This is a genomic window from Ruegeria sp. CG4, assembly GCF_056537185.1.
The window spans coordinates 15,584-32,942 of sequence record NZ_JBQFRB010000009.1 but is presented as its reverse complement, the minus strand read 5'-3'; the positions used below and the strand labels follow the sequence as shown (position 1 = coordinate 32,942).

13 protein-coding genes, 1 tRNA gene and 1 pseudogene are annotated in these 17,359 nt (G+C 55.6%); 3 read left to right on the top strand and 12 right to left on the bottom strand.

Translation table 11 applies throughout. The annotated features are described in order from the left end of the window. Positions 1-59: 59 nt before the first annotated feature. The 7 genes from ACR0J2_RS19380 to ACR0J2_RS19350 all read right to left on the bottom strand — a co-directional run bounded on the left by ACR0J2_RS19380 (position 60) and on the right by ACR0J2_RS19350 (position 9,033). Positions 60-1,352, bottom strand: a complete 1,293-nt coding sequence (locus ACR0J2_RS19380) for a dynamin family protein (RefSeq protein ID WP_480813521.1) — start codon at positions 1,350-1,352, stop codon at positions 60-62. Further along, positions 1,349-3,391 (bottom strand): dynamin family protein, encoded by a 2,043-nt coding sequence (locus ACR0J2_RS19375; protein WP_480813520.1) that lies wholly within the window; start codon positions 3,389-3,391, stop codon positions 1,349-1,351. The genes ACR0J2_RS19380 and ACR0J2_RS19375 overlap by 4 nt, the downstream gene beginning before the upstream one ends. Before the next feature lie 67 nt (positions 3,392-3,458). Continuing rightward, positions 3,459-4,313 carry a hypothetical protein gene (locus ACR0J2_RS19370; RefSeq protein WP_480813519.1) on the bottom strand — a complete coding sequence of 285 codons (855 nt, stop codon included), beginning with the start codon at positions 4,311-4,313 and terminating at the stop codon, positions 3,459-3,461. A 22-nt stretch (positions 4,314-4,335) separates the two neighbouring features. After that, entirely contained in the window at positions 4,336-4,737 is a 402-nt protein-coding gene (locus ACR0J2_RS19365; protein WP_480813518.1) for a hypothetical protein, read from the bottom strand. 52 nt (positions 4,738-4,789) lie between these two features. Further along, positions 4,790-6,517: a dynamin family protein gene (locus ACR0J2_RS19360; RefSeq protein WP_480813517.1), complete on the bottom strand. Its 1,728-nt coding sequence runs from the start codon at positions 6,515-6,517 to the stop codon at positions 4,790-4,792. Positions 6,518-6,525: 8 nt separating this feature from the next. Next, positions 6,526-8,538: a dynamin family protein gene (locus tag ACR0J2_RS19355; RefSeq protein WP_170681390.1), complete on the bottom strand. Its 2,013-nt coding sequence runs from the start codon at positions 8,536-8,538 to the stop codon at positions 6,526-6,528. Between the two features lie 3 nt (positions 8,539-8,541). After that, positions 8,542-9,033, bottom strand: a complete 492-nt coding sequence (locus ACR0J2_RS19350) for a hypothetical protein (RefSeq protein ID WP_480441549.1) — start codon at positions 9,031-9,033, stop codon at positions 8,542-8,544. Positions 9,034-9,336: 303 nt separating this feature from the next. On the opposite strand from ACR0J2_RS19350, the gene ACR0J2_RS19345 reads away from it, so the two are divergent. Continuing rightward, entirely contained in the window at positions 9,337-10,833 is a 1,497-nt protein-coding gene (locus ACR0J2_RS19345; RefSeq protein WP_480813516.1) for a trimethylamine methyltransferase family protein, read from the top strand. A 422-nt stretch (positions 10,834-11,255) separates the two neighbouring features. Beyond that, positions 11,256-11,340: transfer RNA gene (locus ACR0J2_RS19340), tRNA-Leu, on the top strand. A 399-nt stretch (positions 11,341-11,739) separates the two neighbouring features. On the opposite strand, the pseudogene ACR0J2_RS19335 reads toward ACR0J2_RS19340, so the two are convergent. Continuing rightward, positions 11,740-12,497: pseudogene (locus tag ACR0J2_RS19335) on the bottom strand (IS5 family transposase). A 305-nt stretch (positions 12,498-12,802) separates the two neighbouring features. On the opposite strand from ACR0J2_RS19335, the gene ACR0J2_RS19330 reads away from it, so the two are divergent. After that, entirely contained in the window at positions 12,803-13,006 is a 204-nt protein-coding gene (locus ACR0J2_RS19330) for a hypothetical protein (protein ID WP_480813515.1), read from the top strand. Positions 13,007-13,060: 54 nt separating this feature from the next. Here the strand turns inward: ACR0J2_RS19330 and ACR0J2_RS19325 are convergent, their stop codons facing one another. From ACR0J2_RS19325 to ACR0J2_RS19310, 4 genes are all read right to left on the bottom strand, one after another. Continuing rightward, positions 13,061-13,291, bottom strand: coding sequence for a hypothetical protein (locus ACR0J2_RS19325; RefSeq protein WP_170807620.1), 231 nt, complete (start codon positions 13,289-13,291; stop codon positions 13,061-13,063). A 163-nt stretch (positions 13,292-13,454) separates the two neighbouring features. Then, positions 13,455-13,838 carry a hypothetical protein gene (locus ACR0J2_RS19320; RefSeq protein WP_480813514.1) on the bottom strand — a complete coding sequence of 128 codons (384 nt, stop codon included), beginning with the start codon at positions 13,836-13,838 and terminating at the stop codon, positions 13,455-13,457. Positions 13,839-14,506: 668 nt separating this feature from the next. Further along, positions 14,507-16,159, bottom strand: a complete 1,653-nt coding sequence (locus ACR0J2_RS19315; RefSeq protein WP_480813513.1) for an adenylate/guanylate cyclase domain-containing protein — start codon at positions 16,157-16,159, stop codon at positions 14,507-14,509. 110 nt (positions 16,160-16,269) lie between these two features. Continuing rightward, on the bottom strand, positions 16,270-17,268 hold the full coding sequence (locus ACR0J2_RS19310; RefSeq protein ID WP_480813512.1) for a helix-turn-helix domain-containing protein: 999 nt from the start codon (positions 17,266-17,268) through the stop codon (positions 16,270-16,272). Between the last annotated feature and the right edge of the window lie 91 nt (positions 17,269-17,359).

Sequence of the window (17,359 nt, the reverse complement as noted above, 5' to 3'; positions counted from 1 at the left end):
AGCCCGATTCTGCCGAGCTCGATTCGCGATATCCAAGATCAATTTTAAAGAGAAAATTGTCAGGTGCCGGTTTTCGGTTGTGGTGAGGAAACCTTGCTTCCGGCCCAGGCCAGGTTGTCGCCCAGCTGCGCCAAGATGCTGATCGCGTCCTTGAGCGGCGCATCGCCACTTTCGAACTGAAGCAACAGCAGCAGGTCGGTGGCCTTTTCGAACTCACCCGGTATCCAGTCTGCCTCGGGGTCGATTTCATCCCCCTGTTCCAGACGTTCGGCGAAGTCTTCGACAATATCCTGACAGCTTTGAAGGAAGGCTGCGGGTTCGATACTGGACGATTCCCGCAGGTCCTCGTAGATGCTGGTGATTGCGGCCAGCCAGTCTTCCAGGATCGGGTTGTCCAATGGGGGCAGTGCAGTCCCGAGCGCCGTGTGCATGGCCGACGCATCGGCGCTTTCTGACTCCGGCGCCGGTTCCTCACCGGGCAGGCTTTCCAGATAGGGCAGAAATTGTTGCCGCAGGTCGGTGCGAGCGGCCTCCAGATCCTTCAGGCGTCGGTCGGATGCGACCTGCAATACCTGTTCCGCCAAATTTTGCCCGCCGCATGTTTCCCATAGGTCGAAATCGGGCTCGGGCTCTTGCGCCATTGCCTTGACCGCTATCGGTGTGCCGATTGGGACAACCGCACGGAACAGGTTGCCCTTTTCCTTGTTCAACCGAGCCAGAACACGATCCAGCGCATCGCGGACCGGCGGCAGATCGGTATGAGTAACGGCCAGCAGGCTGTTTGCCCGCAGTTCTTCCGGAACCCGGGCCCACAGATGGCGTTCGGTTTCGCGCCAAGCATTGGTTCCGTTTGTGCACCAGATCGCGCAGTCGACAAACTTCAGAAGGTCCAGCGTTTGCTTGTACGTATCGTCAAGCGCACCTGACCCCGGCAGATCGAACAGCGAGATTTCCTTGAGTGCAGGTGTATTCAGCCCGACTGAGATGAAATCGGGATTGTCCGCAGCCGCCTTCTCAAGCGCTATGCCAGAGTACACCCTTGGCTCTTTATCCCACCATCCGACGGTGGTTTCCGGTGTATCGGCATAGGCAACAATCACCAAAGGCAGTTTCAGATGTTGCGGCCCGGTCGGCAGTATGTCGGCCCCGGCCAGCATGTTGGCCAGACTGGATTTGCCAGCCCCGAACTCGCCCGCGAAACCGATATTGACAGCATTGGACAACCGTTCGGCGTGGGCCAGCGCACGCTCGCGCATTTTGTCCAGCGCCGTATCGGAAGGCAATGCCTCCGTCGCGATCAGAAAGCGCTCAAGCTGGCGCACTTCCTTTTCGGTTCCGGGAAATTCAATCATTCAGCAGCCTCTGCTTGTGTGTTTTCCGCCAAATTCGGTCCGAAAACGGAACCCAGTTCATCGGCAATCCGCCGGGCGCGATCATATGCGGTCTGCGCCTGTGTTCTCGCATTTGCCTCACCGCTACCGGCGCGATGTTCAAGATGTCCGGCCAACAGAGCCATGTAGTGATCCAGAACAGTATTCAGGCGTTCCAGTAAATCCCCGCGCGCGGTGTCGACCAGATCATCTCCGATCATCTCGAATTCCTGAACGATCATTCGTTCGGCCCTGGATACCACACTATTACGCGATATCAGGCGAGAGAGCCAGTTCACACGCAACTCTACCGTGATTCCGCGTGTCAGGGCGGTTGTGTCCGGCCGGTACCACCGCACGGCACTGGTGTTCATGCGGTTGTCAGCCGGATCATGCCAGCCTGCCAGTGTCCGCAGTGCCGCGTTGCATTGCATGTCGATGGCGTAAAGTTCGCTCAGCATCCGTTGACGGACGACCTGCGTCGCCCCCTGAACCAGTTCCCGCATCCGGTCGCGCAGCGGGGTAAAGTTCAATTCGGTATCGCCGCCCCTGATCAGCAGCGGCGATTGCCCGTTCGGTCCGCGCACCACGCCCGATACGGATTCAGCCACCGTGTCATCCATGACACCTCGCAGATTGGCCAGAACGTCGTCCATATCATTTGTGATTTCGCTGGTTTTTTCGACCACCAAGGCGCGAAGATCGCCCAGCGTCTTGTCGTTTTCATCCGCACTTGAAGTGTCTTTGCCGGAATCGACTTCCAAAGCGCGAAGATGCGCGCCAGAGCGTTCAACTTCGCCCTTGGCGAAACTGTTCAGGTGCTGCCACGCCATGCGCATCTGTTCATTCCGGGGACCCTCGGTGAGGGCGCGGGTCACATGTCGGCGCAGATCCGGAAGACCCGAGGCGATCATGGCCGCAAAGCGCAGGACACCTTCGCGACTGATGGGACCGGGCCCCTGTTTGATCTCCTCAACACCTTTCAGATATTGCTTCATCTGTTCGGGATGGGCTCGCAACCAGGCAAGAACGTGATCGTGATTGATCCCGGTGTCATCTCCGGTGAGGGCATAATGTGCCCATTGAGCACTGCCCATCAAAACGTCGATATCCGAGTTTCCAAGGGCTTTCTCAAGTCCGTCGCGAACATCCGCACGCACTTTCGTGGCATCTTCGGCACCACCGCCCAGTTCGTCCACGCGGTTGATGAACACGACGATCTGGCCCAACTCCAACGCCTGCATCAAACGGAAGAGTTTCAGGTCAGCCCGGGACAGGGCCTGATGCGCCGACAGAACCACAACAAAAAAGTCGGATTCCTTCAGATACTGGCGCGAGATTTCCTCGCGGATCAGCAGCGGGTCGTTGACACCGGGTGTGTCCGTGACGGTCAGCGGGAACGGAAAGTGGCCGATGTCAAAATAGACTTCGGCCTTGCGGGTAATGTCACTGTAGAGGCCCCGGTCAGAACCGGGGTCGTGCGTTTCATTATCGGTTGGATCATCCCCGGCGCAGACATAGCGCGCCAGATCGTCCGTATTGAGATGTTCCAGATCGTGGTGCTGACCCAGCAGTTGTTCATAGCTTTCGCCCAGACGCAGCCGGGCGCGGGTTTTCATCGCCTCGACCTGTTCCTCGATCATCTCGCGCTTATAGCTGTCCTCGTCATCGGGGAACATGTTGCGCAGTTCTTCACCTTCGGCGATCAGCGCCTGCCATTGGCGATTGTCGAAGAAATGAAACTCGGCCCCGTCCGTCCGGCCCGAAGGATGCCCGAAATGCATATCGGTGATTACGGTGGTCCAGGGGTTTACATCCGACGGAAGGAACTCGGCCTGCCCGGTGAAGCCATTGATCAGACGAGACTTACCGGCCTTGATCTGACCGACAAAAGCGATGGAGGGCCTCAGATTTGTAAGGTCTCTGACAATACGCGAAATGAACTGACGGGTCTCGTCATTGCTCACTTCATTCATGTCTTCTGCGATGCGAATTAACTCGCGACGATTATTTTCACTCATAACGTTATACCTGTTTACTCGTACTCACGGATTGAATTATTCGAAAAATTGATTGTTTTGGGCGCGGTCATTCCTCTGATCCCTTCAGAGAGGTCCACAGATTGACCGCTGAACCCAGCTTGCGCGCCTCATGCAAGGCGACCGCGAATTGATCACCATGCTGCAGTACCGCCAGACTGGCTCCTTTACCGCCGGATGGACGCATGACAATCAGTTGCGGCTTTTCGGGATCGATAGCCAGATCGGCGTTCCAACCGCTCAAATCCTTCGCAAATTGTGCAAGAAGTTCCTGATCTGGCCCAGCGCTTTGGCCGGGTGCGCAAATACCATCGGATTGCAATTCGCGCCCATCTGAGCTTTCCGCCAGAATGCGTCCCAGCGCAAATTTGTCGGCCGCGTCAAAGAACCTTGCCGCCAGTGTATCCGGTTGAGGTGCAGGCGGTTGCGGGTCCGGTTGGACATCAGGCACAATCGAAACAATTGGTTCGGTGGGAAACTCAATACTCTGGCAGGCAACCTGAATTTCGCTGAGGGTTATCCCAACATCATCTGCTTCCAGCGCAGTATCCGGTTGTAATGACGTCAGTACCAGCGGGGCAGGGGCAGCGGCAATGTCCGACACCAGATGGGCCAGCCTGTCGGTCAACACGTCCCGGGCTTCGGTTTCAAAATCCGGCACCAAACCGGACCGGACGCGAAAGACATCCGTGACCCTTGAACTGTTGACCTCAATTGCAAGGCAATCCCCATTGGCGGCCGTAAATTCCAGGCGGCGCGGCAATACGGTCCGGCGAATGGCGCGCAATACTTCAGCGCGACGTGTTACGGGCGTGTCGCCCGCCAGCGTCACAGCCGGAGAAAGCCGGGCAACAGATGACCGCCCGATGTCTTCGAGCATGTCAAGTATGTCAGTATCCATCATGTCTTGACCCCCTCAGGTCCAACTAGACTGCAGCCGCCACCGACCCCAGACTCAGATGTGATTTCGCCAGCGCCAACCCGACATTCGCGCTGTTGTGACAGACGTAGCAGACAACATGATCGGGATATTCCCGGGTCCGCAGAAAAATATTGAGCCGATCATTGGAAAACACTGCAATCTCGCCAAAGCCGGAACCGTCTGGGCTTTCTGGTTCTGCCTGCCGCAGAAGCTGCTCAAAGGCCCGTACTCCCCGGCCCTGAAACAGGTTGGCGACAGCAACTGCAAGTGTGTCCAATGAGTCGCCACCTTCCGGGTCAGCGACTTTTGTCCCGAGCAACATCCCGGTTTCCATATCGATATACCCGGCTGCGATGCAGTCGGGTATTGATTCCATTGCAGTGGTCAACGCAGCTTCGATCGACATCTAACACCTGGCAATTCTGTCGAAACTGTCCGTCAGGACAATGTTTCCGGGACTAAAGCACATGCCATTCCGCCCTGCTGTTTTCACTGGTTTTTGCCATTGGGCGCAACGCCTCTTTGGTCTGCTGCTCGTTGTGCTCAACGGCGATCTTGTCAAACTCAGCCAGAAACGCCGTGAATACGTTCTTTAAGCCTTCGGCATCTTCCGGCAGGTCTTCGTCCTTCGCAATCTCGCGCCACATGGCGGATGCGCTGAGCGAGCTTTCCTTAGGCGCCGACATCTGGCCAGCTATCGCATCGATGTTCTCAGATTCGCGGCTTGGCGCTTCGGTATTTCCGCCCGGCATGGACAGAATCTCGGCTTCGGCCGGGCTGAGGTCTTCCGGCTCGGGTTCGTATTCCTGGTCTGACTTGTCCGATTGCTGGGCCAGCAAAGCGGTGATCGACGAGACCGATACCTCAATTCCCTCTTCTTTTTCAGCTTCCTCCTCGACCGAGTCTTCAGGCGCATCCGCTTGATTGTCTTCAGCCGTCGCGATCAGGTTTTCAGACTCTTCCCAATCTTCGGGTTTACTGGTTGCAATCGCCGGGTCGCGGGCCTCTTCATCCAGTTCGTCTTCGTCAAGCAGATCGAACTCGTCTTCATCCGAAGTGGATCTGGCCAGCGCCGTCAGGTCCAGCGGGCCCTCCGACGTTTTGCGGAAAAAGGTCCGCAGATCGTCGTCGTCTTCGCCGTCTTTGCTCGAGTCTACGGTATCGGGCACCATCTCAGCCCGCAGTCGATCGGCCTCAGCCGCGTCAATTCGCGGTCGATCCGAATCCTCGCCTTGCCGCTCCACACGTGCAGGACGCACTGGAAAGCTGGTGACGACCTTGGGTTCGTCGCATTCGTCGGCAAGGGGGTTTACCAGCTGGAGGGGCGCCGCTTCACTTTCGGGCCGTTTGTCCCCCTCGCCATCAGCCTTACGTGACGGACGCAGCGGCTGAACCCTGGGTTCGTTGGACAGCGTCTTGTCGATCTGATAACGGGACAGCTGTTCGGCCCGGTTGTCCATGATGTGCTCGGTGATCTCCAGAAAGCTGTCTACCATCTTGCCGCCACCACTGCGCGACCAAAGCTCGGCATCACCGGTTTTGTCCCGTGCCGTAATGGCATCGCGCGCAGAAAACAGGATCGACCTGTTGAACAGATGTCCGGCTTCCCGATTGACCCGTCGCAGCACTTTCTGGCGGTCTTTGACATCAAGTGCATCGACGCGGGTGACCAGCAACAGGGAGTTGTTCTGCAAACGCTCGGGCAGGGATACCCAGGTTGCGCGTTCAGTCTCGCGCCAGGCCTGCGTTGCATGGGTACACCACAGAACGCCATTGGCCTGACCGATCGCGCGCCGCCACACATCGGTCGAAATCTTGGGATCCGAAATGCCCGGGGTATCGATCAGGTCGACAGCTTCCAGAATGTCGGCCTCGAGATAGATGCGAATGAACTGCGCATCATTCACGCCAACACTTTCAAGCTGATCCAGCGTGATACTTTCCGTGCTGCCATCATGCCGTTTTACGAAGGCAGGTTTGTTGCCCCAACTGAACCAGATGGGCGGCAATTGCGTCGCCGTGACCTGTGTCGGCAGTGCCTGCGTGCGCAGGAGAAAATTCATCAGCGTCGATTTCCCGGCGCTGAATTCCCCCATTAGCGCAAAGACCGGCTTGCGGCGGGACCACTGCTCGATGCGTTCCCAGGCCTTTGGTGACACGAAGCGGTTTTGTGAGTCTTTTGTCATATCTCTACTTATGCTGCCTCGTTACTTAGATCTTTAAGGATGCTACCCAGGATTTCGTCCCGCGATTTCTGCAGTTGGATACCTGCCATCAATGCGGTGTTGCGTCCGGGATCCTGCTCCGCCGTAGCCGAGATGTTCAGCAGGGTCTCTTTCTGTTCACGCATGAAATCGGACAGAGTGGCCCTGACGTTTTCCAGAACGGCTGCGATCTGGTTTTCTTCGATATCCTTGGTGATCGAGTTCGCTTCGGAGGCGATCAGGCGGGTGTAATCCGCCGCATAAGCCTCGAATCCCTTGCGGCGTTTCCACCAGCGGCGCCACCAGGTGCTTTGCAAATCAAGCGCAATGGTTCGCCCGATGCCCAATGGCGGCGGGACGCGCGGTACAATCGGGGCTTCGATCTTGAATTCACCCAAATGGTTGCCCAGCAACCTGTGATACAGCGCCTCCACGTCCGTTGCGGCGGTTGCATAAAGCGCTCCGGCTTCCTTGCGCATGGATCGGGCGAAGCTGAAATAGGCGGCCTTCTGCAGGGTGCGCAGCCCGGCCGGATCATACTGCCAGGTGCCTTGTTCTCCGTTCTGTTCCAGATGGGAAATCAGTGAATCCGTCGCCCGTTTGACAAAGTTCGCCTCGGCCGATGCCAACCGTTCGAGCACCTTGTCGCGCAGCGACGTGGTCAGGTCAGCGACCTTCTTTTCGTATTCGGCGGCTACGGTGGAAATGGCGTCTTCTGGCGATACTCCGTCCAGATCCCGAACCACTCCTTCGCCACCAGACAGTGTCTTGGCGACGGCCGTGGCCCGAATCTGGCTGGCAATGTTTCGGGCCCGGTGGCGCACACGATCCAGCAGACGGGTGCCCGCTCCTTCGGCAATGCGTTCATTCATGGCCAGCAGAAGGTCAGGCAGACCGGACAACGCCCAGATTTTGTCAAGCGAAGGTGCCTGATCGCCAAATCCGGCCGCCAGGTAGAACGTGTTCAGCGCCTGTCGAGATTCTTCTGTCAGGATGTCGGGGTTGCCAGTCAGTGCGGCCTCGGCCCACAAAGCGCTTCCAAATACAACGCTGGTGTTTGTGTCGATGTTGTTCTGTTTCAGCGTGTCTTGAATCCGGTCGCGGATTTCCGGAACCTGATTGACGGGATCGGCCAGCTCGTCGATCCGGTTCACGAACAGGATGATCTGACGGTGTTCGAACTGGGCGATGATCCGCATCAGCGCCATATCCATGGTGGTCAGCGCCTGACTGGCCGCGAGAACCACAATACAGACCTCGGATCCGCGCAAGCTGCGCAAGGTGATCTGTTCGCGCACCATGAAAGTATCGTTCACACCGGGCGTGTCGCAGAGCTTCAGCGAGATCGGGTATTGGGGAATATCCATGAACAGTTCCGCTGATTTGGTGACATCGGCGAACCGCCCCGTTTTTGGGTTAATATCCGGGTCGTCTTCGTCCCCCAGACACACATAGCGCTGGATCAATTCCTCATCGAAATAGTCGTACTGGTGGCTCTGGCCGAGAATCAGGTCGAAGTGCTTTCCCAACCGCGCTTCGGACTTGGACTTCATCTCATTGATCTGACGCCGGATATCGTCCATTTCGTCGTCCGCACCAGCCCGGTTGGCCAGTTCGCCTAGCCGGCCGCCGCCAACCATCAGATTGTCCCACTCCTCCTGCTCGAAGAAGGTAAACCTGGACTTGGTGCCGCCCTGCGTACGGGTGTTTATGTTCAGGGTGGTGACAACCGAGGTCCATGGGTTCACATCCGACGGCAGCAGGGCTGGACGGCCCGCAAGGATGTTCACGATCGAGGATTTACCGGCCTTCACCTGCCCGACCAGCGTCACGGACGCGGTAAAGTTCTCCATCCGCGTCTTGAGTGTCGCCAGCCGCGCCGAAGAGCGCGCATCGGCCACTTCCGTCAATTGGTCGATCTGAGCCGTCAGGGACGTCATGGCCGACGTCATAGGTGACAGGGCCTCATTACCTACGGACAGAAGATGTTCGTTGCGCGCCATGGATCAGCCTCCGGTTCCAGTTGCGGCGATTTGCAGAGTTTCCGGCATACGGCCAGAAGGCGCGCGGGTCAGGGTGTCGATCCGGGCAATCAAATCCAGAGCGTTGCCCAGAATTTCGGCTTCGGCGCGCGGAGAAATGTTTTCATATGCTCCGGCATCGGCCAGAACTTCGATCAAACTGAAATGATCACCATTTTCCAGGCGTGCAACCTGGCGTCCAGTGGGAAACCCTTCGGATTTGACGGAAGGCAAAGGCATCCGTGCATTGGCAAGCAGATAGTGGTCGCCGGAATGGGTTCGCAACGCAATGCCAAATCCCGTGTCAGGGTAATCGCGGTTCAGTGTTTTGAGTTCACCAAGAAAACTTTGACGTGCAAAAACGACAGCGTCTTGCTCGGCAGCGGCGGAGTTCATCATGTCGGTCACGGTAAAGACCCTTGTGCTGGAGTTGAGTGAAACACTGGTACAGCGCAGCAGATGCGCAAAAAGACTCATTAACTCCTGTGCCCAAGAAGAACCCTCAAGGCGGTGTTATTTTGACGCGAATAAGATATTTTAACGTTTGAATTGTGGCGCGAATGTGGTGAGGCGCGCATAAGAATGCCTCAACCCATGGGAGAGTTCGCTTGATTTCCTTCCCGGCAACAAGAAAAAGGTCGTCCCGTCGTTCAGGGCGGGTGGTGGGCCCGGCCTGCCTTGAGCGAAATAATTTCACGAAATTATGCAACTAATAGAATTGAGCTTGAAAGTGGCGCTTCCTAAGATGCCTCCGCACTGGGATCCACATAGGATGTAGACATGCGGCGATCACGATCCGGTCGGGGCTTGGCACTCTCTGCGCACCAAATGACGCCGCCACCTTTCGGTGGGCGGTTCAGACCACTGGACGAGGGCAAGCTTGCCCAAATTACCAACGCCGCGTTTGATATTCTGGAACGGACTGGAGTGTCGGGTGCGTCCCGTGATATTCGTGAACTTGCACTTGACAGCGGTGCGTTGCAGCGGGCGGACGGGCGTATCACCTTTCCCCGCGCTTTGGTCGAAGAGGTGATTTCTAAGGCCTGCAAGCGGGTCGAACTGCCCGGGTTCATCAAGGATCGCGGGATCGAGATAGGCGGTGGAAAGGTTCATATAGGTACCGGCGGCGCGGCCGTACACATCCTTGATTCCGAAACCAATACATATCGCGACAGCACGCTGAAGGACCTTTATGGCCTGATGCGGATCGTCGATTCCTGCGATGCGATTCACTATTCTTTGCGCCCGGTGGTCGCGCGGGATCTGGAAGACCCGTTGACGTTGGATATCAACACCGCCTTTGCGGCAATGAAGGCGACGTCAAAGCCCATCGGCACCAGCTTTTTCGAGCCGGCGCACGTCGCCCCAGTGATCGAGATGTTTGATCAAGCGTTGGGGGCCGAAGGGAGTTTCAGGAGGCAACCGTTTTGCTTTGCCTCGGTTTGTCATGTGGTGCCGCCGTTGACGCTGGCCGAAGAAGCATGTGGTGTCATGCGAGAATGTGTGCGTCTTGGGATGCCGCTCCAGATCTGTTCGGCGGCTCAGGCGGGGGCAACCAGCCCGGCCTCTCTTGCCGGAGCGCTGGCGCAAGGTCTGGCAGAATCGATGGCGGGTCTGGTGCTAGTCAACATGATGAGGTCCGGCTTTCCCTGCATCCTTGCCTTTCTGCCATTCATCTCGGATTTGCGCACCGGGGCCATGACCGGCGGATCGGGTGAAGCCGCAATCGCCAATGCCGCCGCCGCGCAGCTGTTGCTGAACCTCGGGTTGCCATCGACTGTTTCCGCGGGGATGACTGACGCCAAGACGGCTGACGCGCAGTCAGGATACGAGAAGGGCTATACCATCGCCCTGGCCGCGCAGTCCGGGGCGGACATGATCAACCTTTCGGTCGGCATGCTGGGTTCGATCATGGCCGCCAGCAAAGAGGCGCTGGTGATCGACAACGACATGTGCGGTGCGATCCTGCGGTCGGTTCGCGGGGTCGAGATGTGTGACAACTCGATTGATCTTGACCTGATTGAAGAGGTCGTCACTGGCGACGGGCACTATCTTGGCACCGCTCAAACACTGAACCTGATGACCCGCGAATATGTCTACCCCTCTCTGGGCGACCGCCAAAGCGTCAATGACTGGCTGGAAAGCGGTGCGCAGACAGTATGGGACCGCGCGATCGCCCGCGTTGCCCAGATCGAGGCACAGCCCGCGCCCAACCATCTGCCCGCCAAGGCCGAGGAGGCTTTGCTTGCGCGGCTGCCAGTTCGCCTGAAGGTTTGAGCACCCCACGCGTCAGCGGAAATCGGGATTGCCGGTAGTGGGCGGACTTGCATTGGTTTTTCTGCTTTGGTGCGCAGAGCTCTGATTGATTGGACACAGCGGACTTTGCGAAGCAGAAATGCTCGCGCAGATGACTTCATGAACGCCTCATCCGATTGCGCACCTATAGTGCCGATCATCTCAGTCGAGGCGAACAAACTCAGCAGGGCATGTTCAATTGCATCGCCATGTCCTTGTTTCTACACGGCATTGAACAGGAGTTCGTTCAACTGACGGTTGCCATGAAAGAATTTGGATCAGTACCTTGATCAGGCGTAATATTGCGAACGGGAATAAACTTTGGCGGCGCCTGCAATTCCCTCTCGCACTTGGTTTCAAGCTTTGATATTGACCGCGTCAATCCGGCGCGCAAATGCCGGAATGCGGGTGTGGCGAAATTGGTAGACGCACCAGATTTAGGTTCTGGCGCCGCAAGGCGTGGGGGTTCAAGTCCCTCCACCCGCACCATATTACTTAAAAATTTACATAATTATCAGTAATTTAAGTTTTGCAATCTACTGTCAGACCACCTTTTAGCCCACCTTCTGAGAATAACTTCTTCGCCTAAGTCGTGTGCTGTTCAAAAAATCAGCGCGAGTGCCGACTGAGGCTTACGAATTTGCTTTTCTCGAAGTCTTGTGACACTTCCACCAGTGAACTGACGGCTCTTAACTGTCGAAAAACAATCTGAATCTTGAAACTCTGCACCTAAAGCCAATGGAAGAACCTTTAGTTTTCAAGTTCGTCCGAAATCTAAGCATTCCGAGATAAACATAGGTGGCGCTTCGGTGAGCATCCAAAATCAGGGCTTAATTTAAACTGCAGTATTTTCTCCAACACTGGCTAGGTTTAGGAGTCGTTATTGATTTAAAGCCAGAACATAACGGTTGCGGCCAATGCGATGGCTGAGAGGAAGACCTTTGGGCAACGATCATATCGGGTCGCGATACGGCGCCAGTCCTTGAGCCTGCCGAACATGATCTCGATCCGATTGCGACGCTTGTATCGCCGTTTGTCGTAGCGCACGGCGGTCTTGCGTTGCTTGCGACCGGGGATGCAGGCACGTATCCCTTTGTCTTTCAATGCTTCCCGGAATCAATCGGCGTCATAGCCGCGATCCCCGAGGAGCCATTCCGCTTTTGGCGAGCTGCCCAGCGGAGCCCGCGCTCTGATATAGTCGCTGACCTGCCCGGCGGTCACGAACAGGTTGAGCGGGCGTCCCAGGCTGTCACATATGGCGTGCAGCTTGGTATTTATGCCGCCCTTGGTCCGGCCAATCAGGCGGCCACGCCCCCCTTTTTCACGCCCAGGCTGGACACCGTGCGATGTGCCTTCAGATAGGTTGCGTCGATCATCACAGTTTTCTCTTCGCTGTGTTCGGCAGCCAGCCCCGCCATGATCTGGGCAAAGACACCCCTAATGCTCCAACGCTTCCAGCGGTTGTACAGTGTCTTGTGTGGGCCGTATTCCCCAGCGGCATCCTGCCAGCGTAAGCCATTGCGGTTGATGAAGATAATCCCGCTCAGGACACGCCGATCATCGACGCGAGGCTTGCCGTGGGACTTCGGGAAATAGGGCTAAAGTCGCGCCATCTGCGCGTCGCTCAACCAGAAAAGGTCAGACATGTCACCGCTCTGTTTTCAGACGGTGAATCACGCTGAACCGATGAAATCAATGGGTCCTGACCCTAGTCACTTATATCGTTCTGGTTACCTAGTAGCGCAACAAAAAGGCCCTGTTGTGGTCAAAGGCGCGTTAGCGGCAGGAAAAGAAGTGGTTTGTCGGCATCTTACAGCCAATGGTCAACACAAGGAGATAAGGTTCTTCAGCGAACACCCATATCTCAAGGAAAGTGCTGGGAGAAACGACTCAATCTATGCAATTCTGTACAGGTATAAACCCGGCTAATATTAACATATCAGGTGTTTAAATGCTGAAACGGATATGGGCAAAGATCACCGGACAACCTACGGCGGAATGGCCGAATGGTTTCACTTGCCTGACTCCTTATCTGCAGAACCTGGATCCGATTGATAACCCCCGCACACGCATCCGCGAGGATGGCCGGTCAGAAAAGGAGGTTGGAAGGGACAAGAAAACCGACAAGACGATCTGGTTGCCGCTTTCCGATTAAGCGGCCTTTGTGGGCCAGCGCGTGCGGAACAATTGCGCCATTGGAGCAGAGGTTCTAGGTCGAAATCTCGGGTGGGGCTTTGAGAACCATCTGGTTTCGCACATCCGGCCACGCGATCAGACGGTCCACGCCGATCCGTTCCAATGCCTGCAGCTCGGCGTCCGCCAATTGCGCCACCGCTGCAGCCTGCCGCTCCAGATCGCCTGCTGACCACTTGCTCACCGTTGACCGGTGATAGCGGAGCCAGTGATCCAACACGGTTGCCTCTATCTCGCCCAGTGTCATCTGCTCAGGTCCTTTTGTGGTCTGAAACCCACCGTACTGTTCTAAGCAGATAACTCAACAAAACTGGTTTGCACCCAAGACAATACGCGTGCTCGTGACGGCCCAGAAAAGGAAGGCGCTCCCCTCGATGCAAAGGGGAGCGATGTTGGCGTCGATCTGGCCGTCAGTGCGACTTCAGGCTGTAGACCAATCGGAAGCAAATTTTCATAGATTTGTACTTTCCATCGCTATCAGCCGCAAAGAGACCGGCTTGGGGTTGTTCCGTCGGGATCATATAGTCACACGGCCCCGTGAAGCGGGCACCATTGATGGCAAAGCCTTTTTGAGCAACCCATTCGCTCACCCAGACGGAGCGGACCACGTCCAGCCCCTTGGGTGACGTATCAATGGGCAGTTCGGCGCAGTCGAATCTCAGGGTCCATTTTTGAAACTCGTTTTCCGGCATGTACTCTGGGGGCTGTTTCGTGTCCGGGTGGTATGGCTTTCCTTCGGGATCGTAAAAAACGGCCAGTCTGCCGTCTTTAGGGCCCAACGGTATGGTTGCCAATAAACCGTCAGGCTTCGGGGGGGCAAATTTTCAAGCCCGTTTGCCAATTCAACAAATTCCTGCTCTTCCGTAAGGCGGATTACCCTGACCCACCCGTGCCGGAAACCCAAGACCTTCGTTTCTCGGCGTTGACCAGCTAAAATGGCAGCCGCGATTGGCATACAACAAGCGGAGGGAGCGCTCTTCATCAATTTCTTTTTCTTATTCTTTGTCTATGTCTTGATGGTAGTACGTTTGCACCACGTTCGTAGAAAACACGCATTGATTTCATTGCAAAATTCCCGACAATCTTTGTTTTGACGATCACCCTTCCTCCGACACTCTCCCTTCCACCGGGGCTGGTTTGTGCAACAAAACGTCCGCTTTGCAGACGTTCACCCGGACCGAACGTCCCGCTGTACTGCGAATGGCAGCTTCGTTGCGCTCGTTTCCAGTTCGCCGAGTGTAAAGCGAATGGCCCCGATCTCCGGCAACGGGCGTTCGTGCTTTGAGCGGCGAAGGTTCCAGGAGAGCCCAAAGCGACCCTGAAAAATGACGCAACTCGTCGCCCGCGGCGAATGTAGATAGCGAGCTTTAGGTTGGGTCGTGGTAGAATATCGAAAGGCGAGAACGTCTTACATATCTGCCATTCGATTATTAGCCTACGCTCTAGTAACCCATCTAAGCCTCTATGCTTGGATCGGTTCACCTGGCAACCCTATAGCCTCTCTGATGGGGTCAGGCAGATGAAGATTTTGTGCGAGGATATCCGCTTTTTCTGACAGCGCTTCCGCACGTTCTGCAGCAGTTTCTGCTTGGGGATGCATTCCCGACTTCCTGAGTATCCACGCCTTCACTAACCAAAAGTGTCTGCAGTAGGGGCGCATTTCAGTAGCGTCTGAAATTGCTTCGATCGCGAGTTGCTTATCACCTGCCATCATGTGGGCAATCGAAAGGGGATAAAGCCGGTACGGAAGAAACGGATCCTCGGTGGAACGACTCACGGCCTTCGCTAAACTTTTGCGAGCAGCTTCCCAGTTGCCGGCAATAACTTCGGTGTAACCGCTCGCCTCCATACCCAAAACGTAGCTGGGATTCAGTCGGAAAATCCTATCAATGTCCTTCCGGGCGCCATGCAAATCACCCGCGAGGCGCGCGCGCACCTGCGCCCGCGTATACCAGCAGTAGTCAGAGCGAGGCGCAGCCTGAACGGCCTTGTTCGATGACTCTATGATCCGCATTCGCAAATCAGGATCAGCCTCGCGATAGCATGCTTCTAAGGGGTACAATTTGGCTTCACACCACATTGCAAGCCCGGACCCGTTCTCGGGATCAAGTCGGAGCGCTCGCTCCAGCAATTTACCCGCATGCCTATATTCCTCGACGGTGGCACGGTAAAACAGCATTGCCGCTCGGGATCTCAACTCACTTGGGCTCAATTGATCGTCTGGAATTTCATTAAGACGGTCACCGTCAAACGCATTGATCTGCAGACGTAAATCGTTTGACAGCTGTTCTGCAGCCCGGTCGCTTAGTTCAAACAAATCGTTTGAATCTCCGTTTAGGAAGCGCGACCAGGTTACCTGTCCATCTCCCAACCGGGTAAGGCTGGACGATATCCTTGCTTCAGTCTCCCGGCAGCGCAACCTGCACCTCAGGCTGTAAGTTGCTTTGGTCTCGGATGTTGAATCTGTTGCAATTACACGCACACCTGTGCGGCGCGACAGACTGTGAACCAACTGCTCCTGCAAGTCAGCACAAACCTCAAGAGTCTCTCTAGTTTCGGGAGCACTTGTGACAGGCTCGACCGCAATGGAAGGCAATTCGGTTAGTACAATTTCACGCTGCGTGGCGGGCCGCCATTGAAACCCATTCACCGGATTAGCAAGATTCTTCAAATCGAACGTACCCGCATCGCTGAAACCCGCCGAGAACTTTTCGTCCAACTGCCGCTTAAGGTCTTCGGAGATCATCACACCACCGGGTGGCGCTTCGGTTTGCAGGCGGGCGGTGATGTTTATACCGGCGCCATAAATGTCGGCCTCGTCTTGAACGATCTCACCGAGATGCGCTGCCATCCTCAGCCTGATTTTCTTATGGTCGACCAGTGCCAATTGCACAATTTGAGCGGTTTCGATTGCCGCTGATACTGAAGTAAAGGCAATAATCCATCCATCGCCCATACGCTTCAGTATTTCGCCGCCTCTTTGTACAGCCTCTGGTTCCAGTAGTTTATCCCGAAGTTCGTGGACCAGCCCGATTGCGAGCGACTGATCCGCCTCCATTGCGGACGTATAGCCGACCAGGTCAGCCATCAAGATTACGGCCAGGCGAGCTTTCATAAAGCAAGGTTAAGACAACGCTCAGGTATTGTCATCTTTTGAAGCGGGCGAAGCGGCCTCTGGGCACCATCAAAGCAATGCAACGAATGGCGGCTTCGTCCGTGCAGTAGTCATTGAACGGATTTGATCGAACATCCGCTTCGAGCCCAAAGTGGACTTTCGTCTAAAGAAGCTCCTGCACATGAACCATTTTTTGGTCGGGACGCGGTTTCAATCGGGGTCTCACCGAAGAATTGGTGGTAGGCAACTGATGTCCGGCCTAGGTGACTAAAACCTGCCTCGCCGATGAGCTTCGAAACGACACCTTTCTCATAGGTGCTTTCCTGCAGAAGCGACCTTAGTCGATGCAGTTGGACGATCGATTGGAACTTGCTTGGGCCAACACCAAGCTGTTTTTCAAAGGCCAGAAAGAGTGAACGCCTGGATACCCCGAGTTCGCGACACAGTTCTTGAACCGTTAGTTTTGTGCCAGCCGGGTTTTCTGAAAAAAACTCTTCTGCCGCCAAAACGATCTTCCACTGACTATGGCTCGCTTTTTCTGCGGGCATTTGTGGTTCGGCACAGTAAAGAAATTCACCTGCCAAGTTTTCGAGGTTCTCGAGAACGTCATTCAACATCCAAGCATCTTCCGCATCCACGGTAGTTTGTTTGTGGCAAAGACACATTTCAATGCGCTGAACAAAAGCATTCAGACGGCCAGATCTAGTAATGCGGATGGGTGTTTCAAATGTTGCCCATCCACGCTTCTCGACCTGTAGCCACGGAACTTCCAGCAGGTATATCTGAGTGCCAGCTTCGGCCACGTAGTCATACTCTGTTGGCTTTTGCCCTTGCCAGAACACAAGAAACGGATCCTCATATAGAGTTCCCTGAAATCGAACCGGTTCGCCGTTGGGCAAGACTAAACCGAGGAAGAATGTGTCGCCGTGTTGAACTTCTTGGAAACGAATACGCGAAAAATATTCCTCGCAAAAAAGGCTAAAACCATTGTGTTGGGCCACGCGCCAATTCAGCTTCGGACCCTGTGGAGAGAGAGCGAGCGCTTCGAGTTGGACGCCAGTGTAATCAGGCAGGTGATCCACTGAACGTATTTTTTTGGAAAAGAACATTGCGCCTCAGTCAACTTAATTCGCGTCCGGCTGTAACCGCACCATAATGAAACTCAATTATTCATAATAGTTTGCACGATTCGGATAGCCA

Coding starts and splice junctions, on each gene's coding strand:
- ACR0J2_RS19380 (WP_480813521.1), bottom strand. CDS start 1,352: ATGATTGAATTTCCCGGAACCGAAAAGGAAGTGCGCCAGCTTGAGCGC.
- ACR0J2_RS19375 (WP_480813520.1), bottom strand. CDS start 3,391: ATGAGTGAAAATAATCGTCGCGAGTTAATTCGCATCGCAGAAGACATG.
- ACR0J2_RS19370 (WP_480813519.1), bottom strand. CDS start 4,313: ATGATGGATACTGACATACTTGACATGCTCGAAGACATCGGGCGGTCA.
- ACR0J2_RS19365 (WP_480813518.1), bottom strand. CDS start 4,737: ATGTCGATCGAAGCTGCGTTGACCACTGCAATGGAATCAATACCCGAC.
- ACR0J2_RS19360 (WP_480813517.1), bottom strand. CDS start 6,517: ATGACAAAAGACTCACAAAACCGCTTCGTGTCACCAAAGGCCTGGGAA.
- ACR0J2_RS19355 (WP_170681390.1), bottom strand. CDS start 8,538: ATGGCGCGCAACGAACATCTTCTGTCCGTAGGTAATGAGGCCCTGTCA.
- ACR0J2_RS19350 (WP_480441549.1), bottom strand. CDS start 9,033: ATGAGTCTTTTTGCGCATCTGCTGCGCTGTACCAGTGTTTCACTCAAC.
- ACR0J2_RS19345 (WP_480813516.1), top strand. CDS start 9,337: ATGCGGCGATCACGATCCGGTCGGGGCTTGGCACTCTCTGCGCACCAA.
- ACR0J2_RS19330 (WP_480813515.1), top strand. CDS start 12,803: ATGCTGAAACGGATATGGGCAAAGATCACCGGACAACCTACGGCGGAA.
- ACR0J2_RS19325 (WP_170807620.1), bottom strand. CDS start 13,291: ATGACACTGGGCGAGATAGAGGCAACCGTGTTGGATCACTGGCTCCGC.
- ACR0J2_RS19315 (WP_480813513.1), bottom strand. CDS start 16,159: ATGAAAGCTCGCCTGGCCGTAATCTTGATGGCTGACCTGGTCGGCTAT.
- ACR0J2_RS19310 (WP_480813512.1), bottom strand. CDS start 17,268: ATGTTCTTTTCCAAAAAAATACGTTCAGTGGATCACCTGCCTGATTAC.